Annotated in this window: 9 protein-coding genes and 2 tRNA genes; 1 reads left to right on the top strand and 10 read right to left on the bottom strand. The window is 43.9% G+C overall.

All coding sequences use genetic code 11. The annotated features are described in order from the left end of the window. Nucleotides 1-2: 2 nt before the first annotated feature. The 10 genes from dhaK to HMPREF9625_RS04075 all read right to left on the bottom strand — a co-directional run bounded on the left by dhaK (nt 3) and on the right by HMPREF9625_RS04075 (nt 10,553). Nucleotides 3-992 (bottom strand): dihydroxyacetone kinase subunit DhaK, encoded by a 990-nt coding sequence (dhaK, locus tag HMPREF9625_RS04030; protein ID WP_009535732.1) that lies wholly within the window; start codon nt 990-992, stop codon nt 3-5. A gap of 14 nt (nt 993-1,006) precedes the next feature. Beyond that, nucleotides 1,007-1,714 (bottom strand): ABC transporter ATP-binding protein, encoded by a 708-nt coding sequence (locus HMPREF9625_RS04035; RefSeq protein ID WP_009535733.1) that lies wholly within the window; start codon nt 1,712-1,714, stop codon nt 1,007-1,009. Next, nucleotides 1,692-2,486, bottom strand: a complete 795-nt coding sequence (locus HMPREF9625_RS04040) for an ABC transporter ATP-binding protein (protein WP_009535734.1) — start codon at nt 2,484-2,486, stop codon at nt 1,692-1,694. Before HMPREF9625_RS04040 ends, HMPREF9625_RS04035 begins: the two co-directional genes overlap by 23 nt. After that, nucleotides 2,483-3,562, bottom strand: a complete 1,080-nt coding sequence (locus HMPREF9625_RS04045) for a branched-chain amino acid ABC transporter permease (protein WP_009535735.1) — start codon at nt 3,560-3,562, stop codon at nt 2,483-2,485. Before HMPREF9625_RS04045 ends, HMPREF9625_RS04040 begins: the two co-directional genes overlap by 4 nt. A 3-nt stretch (nt 3,563-3,565) precedes the next feature. Then, nucleotides 3,566-4,441, bottom strand: a complete 876-nt coding sequence (locus HMPREF9625_RS04050) for a branched-chain amino acid ABC transporter permease (protein ID WP_009535736.1) — start codon at nt 4,439-4,441, stop codon at nt 3,566-3,568. A 98-nt stretch (nt 4,442-4,539) separates the two neighbouring features. Next, complete coding sequence (locus tag HMPREF9625_RS04055) at nt 4,540-5,685, bottom strand: ABC transporter substrate-binding protein (RefSeq protein WP_009535737.1); 1,146 nt, start codon at nt 5,683-5,685, stop codon at nt 4,540-4,542. A 531-nt stretch (nt 5,686-6,216) separates the two neighbouring features. Then, on the bottom strand, nt 6,217-8,778 hold the full coding sequence (gene lon / locus HMPREF9625_RS04060; RefSeq protein ID WP_009535738.1) for an endopeptidase La: 2,562 nt from the start codon (nt 8,776-8,778) through the stop codon (nt 6,217-6,219). Between the two features lie 293 nt (nt 8,779-9,071). Continuing rightward, a complete protein-coding gene (locus tag HMPREF9625_RS04065) occupies nt 9,072-10,019 on the bottom strand; it encodes a Spy0128 family protein (RefSeq protein WP_009535739.1) in 948 nt (315 codons plus the stop codon). 295 nt (nt 10,020-10,314) lie between these two features. After that, nucleotides 10,315-10,402 (bottom strand) — tRNA-Ser (locus tag HMPREF9625_RS04070). A gap of 65 nt (nt 10,403-10,467) precedes the next feature. Then, nucleotides 10,468-10,553: transfer RNA gene (locus HMPREF9625_RS04075), tRNA-Leu, on the bottom strand. Between the two features lie 337 nt (nt 10,554-10,890). On the opposite strand from HMPREF9625_RS04075, the gene HMPREF9625_RS04080 reads away from it, so the two are divergent. Next, nucleotides 10,891-13,053: a Tex family protein gene (locus tag HMPREF9625_RS04080; RefSeq protein WP_009535740.1), complete on the top strand. Its 2,163-nt coding sequence runs from the start codon at nt 10,891-10,893 to the stop codon at nt 13,051-13,053. Nucleotides 13,054-13,123 lie beyond the last annotated feature (70 nt).

Genomic DNA, 13,123 nt, shown 5'->3' on the forward strand with positions numbered 1-13,123 from the left:
CATTAATCGATCTTCAAAGCCGGAGTGTCGCAGGATGCATCCAACAGCGTCTTCATCTTGTCATTCAGCTTTAATAAAGAAAGAGAGCAACCTGTCATCTCTAAGGAAGTGGTATAGTTCCCCACAAAAGTCTTGTATGCGGTAATATTCTTTTCCTTTAATAATTTTTGTACTTCATAGTTCAGGATATAAAGTTCCATAAGCGGTGTTCCCCCTAAGCCATTGACCAGTACCGCTACTTCACTGCCTTCATAGTCATAGTCATCCAAAATTTTCTGAAGTAGAATGGCCGCAATCTCTTTCGCAGTCTTCATGGTAGTCTTCTCTACTCCGGGCTCTCCATGAATTCCCATTCCGATTTCGATTTCATTTTCCCCAAGGGTAAATCCCGGTCTTCCCACAGCAGGTAAAATACAGGGGCTCATCGCCATGCCCATACTTCTAAGGTTTTCCACCACCTCTCTGGCTACTCCTGCTACTTCACTAAGAGGAGCGCCTGTCTCAGCCATGGCACCGGCAATTTTATGAACAAACATGGTGCCGGCGATTCCTCTTCTACCGGTAGAATAGGTGCTGTCCGGTACTGCCACATCATCTTTTACAACAACACTTTCTACCTGGATTCCTTCCATTTCCGCCATATCCTGTGCCATACCGAAGTTCATGATATCACCGGAATAGTTCTTTATTACAAACAGTACACCCTGCCCCTTTTCCACCTTCTCAATAGCAGCTTCAATACGATCCGGACTCGGAGAGGAGAACACATTTCCGGAAACTGCGGCATCCAGCATTCCTTTTCCTACAAAGCCGGCATGAAGAGGTTCATGGCCTGCTCCGCCCCCGGAGATAACCGCAACCTTCTTATCCATATTTTTGCGATATATCACTTCCTTTTCCGGAATATACTCCAAGGTATCGCTGTTTGCCATCTGTAAGCCCATAAGGCACTCTTTTACTACGTCTTCCGGCTTGTTAATTATCTTTTTCATGCTTTATCCTTTCTTTATCCTATTCCTAAATATGCTTCTTTTACCTTGGGGTTGTTTGCGATTTCCCTTGCATCTCCCTGCATGGTAATGAGTCCATTTTCCAAAACATAGGCACGATTAGAAGTCTGTAGTGCCAGGTTTGCATTCTGTTCTACAAGAAGTATAGTTACACCCTGCTTCTGTATTTCCTTAATCATGTCAAAAATCAATAAAACAATATTGGGAGCAAGTCCCAGAGACGGCTCATCTAAGAACAAGAGCTCCGGAGAAGACATCAGTGCACGTCCGACAGCAAGCATCTGCTGCTCACCGCCGGAAAGGGTTCCGGCCTGTTGCTTGATTCTTTCTTTTAATCTTGGAAACAAAGTGAATACTCTATCGTAGTTTTTCTCAATCTCTCCTTTATTGCTGATTGAAAAGGCTCCAATCCTTAAATTTTCAAGCACCGTCAAATCCGGGAAAACTTCTCTTCCCTCCGGAGAAATACTGATTTTCTTCTTACTTAACTGGTAGGGAGCAATATTGGTAATATCCTCATCATAGAGCATGACTTTTCCGCTACTGGCCTTCTGAATTCCCGTTACAGTGCTTAGCAAGGTACTCTTTCCCGCACCGTTACTTCCTATCAGAGAAACAACCTCTCCCTTATGAATTTCCAAGTCTATTCCCTTTAAGGCGTGAATTGCCCCATAATGCGTATTAAGTCCCTGAATTTTCAGCATTTTGCAACCCTCCCAAGTACGCCTCTATTACCTCTTTATTGTTTGCAATTTCCTTAGGCAAACCGTCTGCAATAGGCTTTCCATGATCGATTACATAGATTCTGTCGGAAATGTTCATGACCACGCTCATATCATGCTCAATCATCAAAATGGTATAGCCCATGTCTCGAAGTTCACGGATAAATCCCATAAGCTCTAAGGACTCCTGTGGGTTCATCCCTGCTGCAGGCTCATCCAGTAAAATCAACTTCGCTCCCGTTGCGATGGCTCTTGCGATTTCCACCTTTCTTTGATCTCCATAAGGAAGATTTGCCGCATACTCATCTCTTCTGTGATCCAGCTTTAAAAGTTGCAAAAGTCTAATCGCCTGTACTACTCTCTCATCTTCTTCTTTTCTAAAGCGTTTCGTTCGTAAGCTGGAATCTAAAAATGTATATTTTGTTCTGTGATGGGTTCCCACAAGAACATTTTCAATGACTCTCATGTCATGAAAAAGTCGAATATTCTGAAAGGTTCTGGCTATCCCCTTGTGCACAATTTCAATCGGCGGAAGATGGTGGATTGCTTCCCCTCTGAAATAAATTTCTCCGTGATCCGGTTTATAAATTCCTGTCAACAGATTGAAAACAGTTGTTTTTCCTGCCCCGTTGGGACCGATAACACTGATGATTTCTCCTTTTCTTATCTGCAGATTCACATTATCGACAGCCTTAATACCGCCGAATTGCTTGGACAGATTTTTTACCTCTAAAAGCATTTCTTCCGTACTCATACCAGCTCCTTACTCTCTTTTGCCAAATCCTCCTTTGCCTGACGAGAAAGAGGATAGGGTAGCCTGGATTTCCAGCCCAATAAGCCTGCCGGGCGGAAACGCATCATCAGCACCAGAATCACGCCGTACAGTACGAAACGGTACTCCATAAGGAAGCGAGATACTTCCGGAAAGGCAATCAGCAAAATAGCGCCGATATACATTCCTCTCTGTGTTCCCATCCCTCCTAAAATCACGATACTGAGTATCATTGTAGATACGTCAAAGTTGAAGGTATTCGGATCCACATAGCCGATTAAGCGGGAATACAGGGAACCGCCCAGAGCACAAATCATAGCGGAAATGACCATAGCCAGTATCTTATAAAAATTAACATTTACTCCCATCATAGTGGAAGCAAGTTCATCTCCCTTAATTCCTCTTAATGCTCTACCTGTCTTGGAACGAACTAGGAAGAAGCAGAATAGGCTGACGAGAAGGAGGAAAAATAAAGCAAGATAGTATAATCCATAGTTCTGCACGGTCAGTTCCATTCCAAAAATCTCAGGCTTCGGAATATTCTTTATTCCTAAAGTTCCACCGGTAACACTTTGCCAGTTCATCAGAATCATTTTCATAATCTCTCCGAACCCCAAAGTAATAATCGAGAGATAGGTTCCTGTTACACGAAGACTTGGAAGCCCCAGAACTACACCGATTACACCGGCTAAAAGCATCCCTAAAAGAACAGATGGGAAGAATGGCATCCCGGCTTTCATGGAAAGAATCGCACTGCAGTAAGCTCCGATAGCCACGAATCCTGCATGCCCCAGAGAAACGAGTCCGGTATATCCTGTTAGCACATTTAATCCCAGTGCCAAAATGCTGTAAATTCCAATTTTTATAGTAACAGTCAGTAAATACTGGTTAGATAAAATAAACGGAAAAGCCAGCAGAAAAAGAATTAAAGCCGGAAGCAAAATCCGCTTCTTCTCATGTACCCATTTTTCCATCTGATGCAAGTTCAACATTTCAGAAATAGCAAAGCTCTTCTTTTCTTTTGCTGTAGAAATGTTCTTATCTTTATTCTCTACCATAACTTACACCTTCGTTATTCCTTTCCGTCCGAATAATCCTTGCGGTCTCAGTAAGAGCACAAGAATTAAAATGATAAAGGCGATGGAATCTCTATAGGTTGACCCCAGGAAGGTCGCAGCCATACTTTCCGAAACTCCGACCATAAGTCCACCTATCAATGCTCCCGGCAAGCTGCCGATTCCGCCTAAAACCGCTGCCGCAAAGGCCTTCAGTCCCGCCATAAATCCCATGTTGGGATAGACAATCTGGTAATATCCGCTTACCAATGCTCCGGCTATTGTTGCCGAAACACCAGCGAGGAAAAACGTGAAAGAGATAATAAAATTCACGTTGACTCCCATAAGATTGGCAGCTTTCGGGTTTTGTTCGCAGGCTCTCATGGCAAGTCCTATTTTCGTCTTAAACACGATGAACATCAGGATTCCCATAAGAAGAACCGATACTACAAACATCATGATTTGGGTGACAGAAATGGGGAATTTTCCAAGCATTACCGTTCCTTCTCCAAATACGGAGGGGAAGTTTCTTTTTTCCGAACCTAGGAAGATGATTAAGAGGTTCGTGATTATATTGGAAATACCGATCGTGGTAATGAGGGAGGCGATTGGCGGTGACTTTTTCTTTCTTAAAGGTTCCAATGCCACTTTATCGATTACAATTCCCAAAATTCCTGTCAACAGCATCGCAGCAATGATTCCCGGGACTATTCCGAATTGCATCCCTATAAAAACCATAGCCATCTCTGCACCGAAAGCATAAATTGCACCATGGGAAAAATTCACCAAACGAAGAATTCCGAATACAAGGGAATATCCTACAGCAATCAAGGCATATCCCATTCCCAGTGCTAATCCATTTATAATCTGCTGTGTGACCATAGCTACTCCTATTTCAATATCAAATACTCTTTAGAATAGAATGGGAAAAAACATAAGCTATGTTCTTTCCCATCCCCCTTGAATCGTTCTAACTTTTATTACTTGTCCATCTTCACAAACTTACCGTCTTTAATGGTTACCTTTACGAACTGCTTATCTACATCACCGTTCTCATCAAACTTGATTTCTCCGGTTACACCCTGGTAAGTAGTCTTATAAATCTGATCCTTTACCTTTTCGGAATCAGTTGTATTTGCATCCTTGATAGCAGTAAGAAGGATACCTACTGAATCATAAGCCTGAGAGGTAAGAGCGGACGGAGCATTGCCGTAAGCTGCCTTATAGGAATCAACATAAGACTTAATCGTCGGATCATCGGACTCGGAGAAGAAGATAACCGGGAAGCATACGCCTTCCACTGCACTTCCGCCAAGTTCGATTAACTGCTGGCTGTATGCGTTGGAGAATCCTACAACCTTAATATCCGGATTAATCTGCTTATACTGCTTTGCAACAGGTGCTACCAGATTGTACATTCCGCAGCAAATAACTACATCCGCACCTGCCTCGTTTAACTTGGTAATAGCCGGCGTATAGTCGTCGGATCCTTCCATAACTTCCTCGTGTGCAACCACTTCCGCATCGGTCTTGGCAATCAATTCCTTAATGATGGAGGAAGTATTGGTTCCCCAGTCTGTCATGATACTGATGATACCAACCTTTTTCTTTCCTAAGTCATTCACCGCAATATCAATGCTTGCTGCAGCCTCTTTGGAAATGACGGTATTATTTCTGAAAATGTAATCTCCGATTCCGGAGTAATCCGGGTGAGACGCTGACGGAGAAATTTCGATAATCTTGTTCTCCTGATAGATAGGAGCCGCTGTCATACATACTCCGGAGGAGAAGTGACCAATCACGCCGACTACCTTCTTATCGGAAATAATCTTCTGTGCAATGGTTGTTGCTTCCTCAGCGGTGTTTTTATCATCATACTGTACGATTTCAATCTGTTTTCCTAAAACGCCGCCATTATCGTTCCACTCTTTCGCCTTCAATACAGCAGCATTGTAAAATCCGATTCCGTACTCTGAATTATCGCCGGTCATAGGTCCGCAAACTGCAATTTGAATCTTATCTCCGCTTGCTTTTGCATCGCTACTCTCTGTTTTCGCTGTTCCTCCGCCGCAGGCACTCAATAATGCTGCGCAGAGTAAGCCGGCAATTAAACTTCTTTTCTTCATCAACACACCTCCTAATTTTTTTACGACGAGTAAAACATGCTCTGTTTTCTCCTTATTTGCATGATTCTATCTTATGGTATCCGGAGGATATTATCCATCATTTTCGTGCATTTTCACTAATTTCGTTAATTTTATACTGAATTTTTTTGGTAAATTATTAGCGAATTAGGCAAGGCAACTTAGTATTTGTCTCATTTTGGGACATTTATAATGCATTGCTGCTTGGAGAGAAAAACAGAGGCATTAATTTATTTTATACTCTTTGTCAAAAAATACATACTACCTTTTCCCTATACCAAAAGAAAGGTTTTCCCTATATAAAAAAAATGATTTTCTATGCAATATAGGTCTGAACTTGGGGCACGCTCTCGCTAGCTTCGCCACGTAACGGATACTAAGCGAAAAACTGCGTTTCTCTTGTTTTTCGCAAGTACCGACGGGCTCAGACTACCCCTCATTCAGACCTATATTGCAAAGAATCCCTTTATTTATTTGATTTTTTATACAGCATCTATCCTATTTTACATACTTTTACACCGTTTCCACTCCGGGCTTCACATAGTGAATTTCACAAAGCTCCATTCCTTCTTCCACTGTTTTAATTGGAAGAATCTGCAACTTTTCCTTGACCTCATCCGGGACGTCCCGAAGATCGTCTTCGTTTGCTTTAGGAATCAAAACGGTCTTTACGCCGGCGCGTTCCGCTGCCATAAGCTTTTCCGGAAGTCCGCCGATCGGATTAACGAGGCCTTCCAGAGAAACCTCTCCGGTCATCGCGATACGCGGACTGACTGCCTGTCCTGTCACTAAGGAGGCAAGGGCAATGGTGAGGGTAATTCCGGCAGAAGGCCCATCCTTCGGGGTTGCTCCGTCAGGCACATGAATATGCAGATCATTTTCCTTGAAAAGTTTTGCTTTATCGGGGAACATAGACTTCACAAGGCTGATGGCAATCTGCGCCGACTCCTTCATGACGTCACCAAGCTGTCCGGTAATGTTCAGCTTTCCTTCTCCCTTTGTGAACATACTCTCAATATAGAGAATCTCTCCTCCGACTGCGGTCCAAGCAAGACCGGTAACGATACCCGGCTTTCCCTCTTCCTTGACTTCTCTTCTGTGAAGCGGATTCATGTCCAGATATTCTCTCAAATCTTCCTTCCCTACGGAAATCTTCTCTCCCTTTCCCTTAACAAGATGAACTGCCGCAATTCGGCAGAGGGTGTCAAGTCTCTTCTTTAAGCCTCTGACACCGGCTTCTCTTGTGTAATCGGAAATAATATTTTCCAAGGCTTCATCCGTAAGTTCTACATTTTCCGCTTGTAATCCTACACCCTTTAATGACTTCCTAAGGAGATGACGCTTTCCAATCTCAAATTTCTCTCTCGGAGTGTAACCCTGATACTGAATCACTTCCATACGATTTAAGAGGGGCGCCGGAATGGTATCCAGGGAGTTCGCCGTACAGATAAAGAGTACATCGGATAAATCATAAGGCACATTCATGTAGTGATCCGTGAAGGTATTGTTTTGCTCCGGATCCAAAACTTCAAGAAGGGCTGCCGCGGGATCTCCGTTATAGGACGAAGACAGTTTATCCACCTCATCCAGCACCATGACCGGATTGGAAACGCCGGACTTCTGTATCCCGTCCATGATTCTTCCCGGCATAGCACCAAGATACGTTCTTCTGTGTCCGCGAATATCTGCCTCATCTCGCACACCGCCAAGGCTTACACGAACATATTTTCTTCCGAGAGCCTTCGCAATACTTTTTCCAATACTGGTTTTACCGGTACCGGGTGCACCCACAAAGAGGAGAATAGACCCGGACTGCTGCTTTTTCAGATTCATGACCGCAATCTGCTGAATCATTCTCTCCTTAACCTTCTTTAAGCCGAAGTGATCCTCGGACAGGATCTTCTCCGCCTCATCAAGGTCTATTTCCTTCTGTTCTTCCTTCTTCCAGGATAGTCCGGTCAGGAAATCCAGATAGTCATAAAGCATACCGGCTTCCTGGCCGTTTGTGCCTTCATTTTTCAGGCGATTTAAAATCTTCGTAGCTTCCTTTTTCGCCGTCTCATTCATGCCGGCTTCTTCAATACGAAGTTCAAACTTACGGAGGTCGGAAACCTTCTCCGGATGCATCTCATCGAGCTCTTTCTGGAGGTAATCAATCTGCTTTTGGAGGGCCTGCTCCTTATAGAGTTTTTGATAATCCTCCTGCTGCTGGGTTCTCGCATCGGTGGTAACCTTCGTCACCTCGATATATTCATAGATAATCTGCTCCAGCATCTTCGTACGAACGGAAAGTCGATCCTCCTGCAGGACATGGTACCGCTCTTCGTTGTTAATGCTAAGCCAGGGGGACAGAACACAGCCGACCTCTTGAATCGACTTATGGCGTTCAATCATACCCGCCATAACCTTCCCTGCATGAAAACGCCCTACCAAGTCCTTCAGCTCTTCCTTAATTTCTCCAAGCTTTCTGTCAGCCTCTTCCTGATCCAAGTCCTCCACATCATAAAGAGGGATTGTCTTTAAAACTAGGGGCTGTCCTTCCTCCTGAGAAAGCTCCTCAATACTTACTCTATTGCCTGTTGCAACAACTGCATAGCCGTCCTGACTGATTTCCTTGATTGTACCTTCTACCGCTACAGGATACACTTCCTCTTTATGAAGTGCCTTGGTATCCACTTCATTTTTATGTAAAACAGCCAAAAGAAGCTTGTCCCCTTCTTCTACTGTCTTTCCTGCCAGAGTTCTAAAATTATCAATCTGAAAATAGATGGTGGAATTCGGCAAAATCATCATGTTGTAAACCGGTACTACTCGCATAGCCTGTCCTCCTCGTTCCTTATTTTTTTCTTTGGAAAATACCTTTAAAGCCTCCTCCACCTTACCGGCATGCTCCAGCTTGTCTTTAGGAAAATGCACCTCCTCGACTGCTTTCTCGGAAGCTGCAATTTCCTTCTCTTTCGGAATTTCTCTGGAAATGGCAGAAATCATCCCTTTCTTTTTCTCTTTTTTTTCTGCCTCTTCTTTCCTTCCTCTTATCCATTTTTTTAGTGCGTCCACTAATTGATTCATTTTCATACACATCCTCTTAAAAACAGAAAAGAAGCTTCTGCTCTTCTTCCCCGTTTTAGCTTCAATGATATACGGGAGTAGTTATTTCCCGCACTGTATAGCGTCAACAACGCGAAAAAGCTGTAAAGTATCTCCCTAAAAGTCCAAGGACTCTTTCAGGTAATCCAACTTACAGATTTCCATAGCCGTTTCGATAAAGCTATATTTGTTGTTAGCAGTCAAATATATAGAGTGCTAACACTTTTAAAAGAATAACACCCTGTATACAGGGTGTCAAGTTCTTTAGAAATTGTTTATTTCTAGTCCCACTCATGTTTGTTCCGCTTTTCTCTTTTCTGTTCGCGATTAAAATAATATAGGAAAAGGCCGAAGACGGAAAGACTGAAAGAGGTTCCGAAAAAGAACATTCCGCTTTCATCTCCCGTAACTACCTTTCTGGTTACTGTAAAAAATTTGGTCATAATTTTCGGAACTTCTGCAAGTACATCACCCTTATCTTTATGTTCGTATATCTTTGGGTCCTCTCCCGGAGGAGTAGACGGTGCGGGCGGTGTTTCCGGTGTGGAAGGTACGGGCGGAGTCTCCGGCACCTTTGGATCCGGGGGTCTATTCGGGTTAGGCGGCTTTGTCGGATCAGGCGGTCTCGTCGGATTAGGCGGAGTTTCTGTAGTGGGCTCCGGCGGTTTGGTATATTTATTATGAAAAAGGATTTCTCCCTGCTTCACATCCTGCTTTGCAGGATCCGGATTGTCATTCTCCGTCACAACAATGGCAGCCGCCAAGTACGGAGGATAACTGTGCCCCATCGAATCTTGCGTCTGTAACCCTACTCTTATTTTCACGGTATACACACGGCTGTCATACTCCATATGCGGATTCGTCCCTGCAATCTGCCGAATGGTATACACATATTTCTCATTTCCCGCAAACGACTCCTCATGAAACTGCATAGCGGGAAATGTAAGAGTCCTTTTTTTATTTTGTGCGGAAAATACGCCCTCTATCGTATCCGGTACGGGCAATGCCGAGGAAGGGCTCACTTTCTCAATAATAAAACGGAATGCTTCCGCCGGAACTTGTTCTCCTTCCACTTCAGCCACTATCGGTATTTCTAAAGATGCCGGTCTGGGGGCCGCAAAAACCACAGCTGTATTCATCCATTTTCCTAACAGAAAACAGAAGGCAAAAAAGCAAACTGCCAATATACGAAAAATCGCAAGTTCTCTTTGCACTTCCCTAGCTTTCATCTTGCCTCCCCTCCTTTCCTACTCTTTGAGACCCAAATCCACCTCTCGCATTATATTATCGGCAATATTTTCAAAAATATATATGCAATTTAATATTTATTTATAACGAATATATTCTATTCCCGAACATTACGAGATATCGCTAAAATAGTATGGCTAAAAATTGTATTGCTAAAATAGTATTACCAAAATAGTATTACCAAAATAAAACCACTAAAAGCTTTATCCCTCTCGGGGAAAAAAAAAAGACCTGAGTTCTTCGCAACTATTGCTTAAACTCAGGTCTTTTTTATCGCGGAGATGATGGGATTTGAACCCATGCGCCGGTTGCCCGACCTACCGCATTTCGAGTGCGGACCCTTCAACCACTTGGGTACATCTCCTTATAAAGGCAATACAAAAGGTATAAAAAAACCGGCGAGATAACTCACCGATTATTCTCCTTTGCTGCCGGCGACCGGGGTCGAACCGGTATGAGATTTGTGTCTCGCAGGATTTTAAGTCCTGTGCGTCTACCTATTCCGCCACGCCGGCAAGTTAAGATGGAATCTCAACTGCGTCGCTTTCAATGCAACAGAATTATGATACTGAATCCCTCTCTTTTTGTCAATATTTTTTTGGAACGGAGAATACCTCCTACATTTGCATGAGTGTTTTTCTTTATCCTCTTCTCCGCTATGTTTTCCCGTTTTCTTCTCCCTCATTTTCCTGCCCTATAGTACTTTTTTATAGTATACTGTTAGCGTAGTGCTTTCTTAGCATTCATAGGCGTTTTTGCAAACGGCAAATTCGGCCTTCCAACAAATATATTTTTATTGATAAAATATAGCGACATTATGAGTGTTACTCATTTAAGAATTAAAGGAGCAAGATGAACATAATCCAAAAAATAGCTGAGGACTTATCTCTTAAAAAAATGCAGGTGGAAGCGGCGGTACAGCTTTTAGACGAGGGAAATACCGTTCCCTTTATTGCACGTTATCGTAAGGAAGCAACGCACGGTTTAAATGACGAGGAACTCCGTAGCCTTGAGGAAAAGCTGCAATATCTTCGGAATCTCGAGGAGAGGCGCGAAAGCATTTTAAACAGTATCGCGGAACAGGGGAAGCTCACGGAAGAGCTGAAGGCGCAGATTGAGGCGGCCGATACCGCAGTGCGTCTGGAAGACCTCTACCTTCCCTATAAGAAAAAGAGAAGAACCAGAGGCATGATTGCCAGAGAAAAGGGCTTAGAGGGACTGGCGAAGGCCATTCTCACCCCCGGTGTAAATCCTGTAAAGGAAGCGGAAAAGTATCTTTCCGAGGAAAAGGAAGTCTGCAGCGTGGAAGAGGCCTTGAATTATGCAAAGGACATTCTTGCGGAAGAGTTCTCCGAAAATGCCTCCTATAGGGAATGGATTCGCAATAAGACCATGGAACTTGGCAGTATTTCCTCCTCCAAAAAGGAAACAGAGGAAAATCCCGATGCAAAGACCTATGAGATGTATTTTGATTATGAGGAAAAGGTAAAAACCATTCCCGGCTATCGTACGCTTGCCATAAACCGCGGAGAAAAGGAAAAGGTTCTATCTGTAAAGCTGAATTTCCCGCAGGAGGAGATTTTGGCATACCTCGAAAAGCAGGCCGGAAAGGCTTTGCAGGGAGAAAATCTCCGGCTCTTACAGGAAGCGGTGCAGGATAGCTTCAAGAGGCTTATTTCCCCCTCTATCGAAACCGAAATCCGAAATATCTTAACCGAAAAGGCGGAAGACGGTGCGATTGCCATTTTTGCAGATAATTTAAAACAGCTTCTTATGCAGGCGCCCATTGTCGGGAAAGTCGTGCTAGGCTGGGATCCGGGCTTCCGTACCGGCTGTAAAATCGCCGTAGTCGATCCGACCGGAAAGGTACTGGACACGACGGTCATTTACCCTACTCCGCCTAAAAATCAGGTGAAAGAAGCAATGGCTGCGATTCATAAGCTGATTGAAAAACATAAGGTGGATATCATTGCCCTTGGAAATGGCACGGCCTCTCGTGAATCGGAAAAGGTCATCAGCGACTATATTCATGAGACAAAAAGTAAGGTGCAGTATGTGATTGTCAATGAAGCCGGTGCCTCTGTCTACTCTGCAAGTAAGCTTGCGACAGAGGAGTTCCCGAACTTTGACACGGGAGAAAGAAGTTCAACCTCCATGGCAAGGCGACTTCAAGATCCGCTTGCCGAGCTGGTAAAGATTGAGCCAAAGGCCATCGGTGTCGGGCAGTATCAGCACGACATGAATCAGAACAAGCTGGAGGAACAGCTGAACAATACCGTGGAAGACTGCGTTAACCATGTAGGTGTAGACCTGAATACCGCATCCGCAGCCCTCCTTTCCTATATTTCCGGTATCAACAAGACACTGGCTAAGAACATCGTAGTGTATAGAGAAGAAAACGGCGCTTTTAAAAGTAGAAAAGAATTGTTAAAGGTGGCCAAGCTCGGTCCCAAGGCCTTTGAGCAAAGTGCCGGCTTTCTCCGTATCCGAGAGGGTAAGGAAGTGCTGGACAGAACCTCCGTGCACCCTGAGTCCTATCAGAAAACAAAGGAACTCCTCTCCCTTCTAAACTTGAATGAAAAAGACATTGCCGAGGGAAAGGGAAAGGATATTGCAAAGATGATTTCCGCCCTTCCCGGAGGAATGAAAGCTTTAGAAGAAAAGCTTGCTATCGGAAGCTTTACCTTAAAGGATATTGTGGAGGCTCTTGCAAAGCCGGGAAGAGATCCTCGTGAAGATGTGCCCGCACCCATTTTGCGGAGTGATGTTTTAGAGCTTTCCGACTTAAAAGAGGGGATGATTCTCGAGGGTACAGTCCGAAATGTCCTGGACTTCGGAGCCTTTGTCGATATCGGCGTGCACCAGGACGGCTTGGTACACATCTCCGCCCTTTCCAAAAAGTTCGTAAAGCACCCTCTCGATGTTGTAAAGCTTGGTGATATCGTGAAAGTAAAAATTCTCTCCGTGGATATGGAGAGGAAGAAGATTTCACTCAGTATGAAAGATGCGGAGTAGTTAACCATAGAGTAGAAAGATTTAGGATAAAAAACAGAAAAGGTTCAGGATAAAAATAGAAAAGGTTTTT

This window comes from Oribacterium parvum ACB1, from assembly GCF_000238055.2.
In the GTDB taxonomy this organism is placed as follows: domain Bacteria; phylum Bacillota; class Clostridia; order Lachnospirales; family Lachnospiraceae; genus Oribacterium; species Oribacterium parvum.

Coding starts and splice junctions, on each gene's coding strand:
- dhaK (WP_009535732.1), bottom strand. CDS start 992: ATGAAAAAGATAATTAACAAGCCGGAAGACGTAGTAAAAGAGTGCCTT.
- HMPREF9625_RS04035 (WP_009535733.1), bottom strand. CDS start 1,714: ATGCTGAAAATTCAGGGACTTAATACGCATTATGGGGCAATTCACGCC.
- HMPREF9625_RS04040 (WP_009535734.1), bottom strand. CDS start 2,486: ATGAGTACGGAAGAAATGCTTTTAGAGGTAAAAAATCTGTCCAAGCAA.
- HMPREF9625_RS04045 (WP_009535735.1), bottom strand. CDS start 3,562: ATGGTAGAGAATAAAGATAAGAACATTTCTACAGCAAAAGAAAAGAAG.
- HMPREF9625_RS04050 (WP_009535736.1), bottom strand. CDS start 4,441: ATGGTCACACAGCAGATTATAAATGGATTAGCACTGGGAATGGGATAT.
- HMPREF9625_RS04055 (WP_009535737.1), bottom strand. CDS start 5,685: ATGAAGAAAAGAAGTTTAATTGCCGGCTTACTCTGCGCAGCATTATTG.
- lon (WP_009535738.1), bottom strand. CDS start 8,778: ATGAAAATGAATCAATTAGTGGACGCACTAAAAAAATGGATAAGAGGA.
- HMPREF9625_RS04065 (WP_009535739.1), bottom strand. CDS start 10,019: ATGAAAGCTAGGGAAGTGCAAAGAGAACTTGCGATTTTTCGTATATTG.
- HMPREF9625_RS04080 (WP_009535740.1), top strand. CDS start 10,891: ATGAACATAATCCAAAAAATAGCTGAGGACTTATCTCTTAAAAAAATG.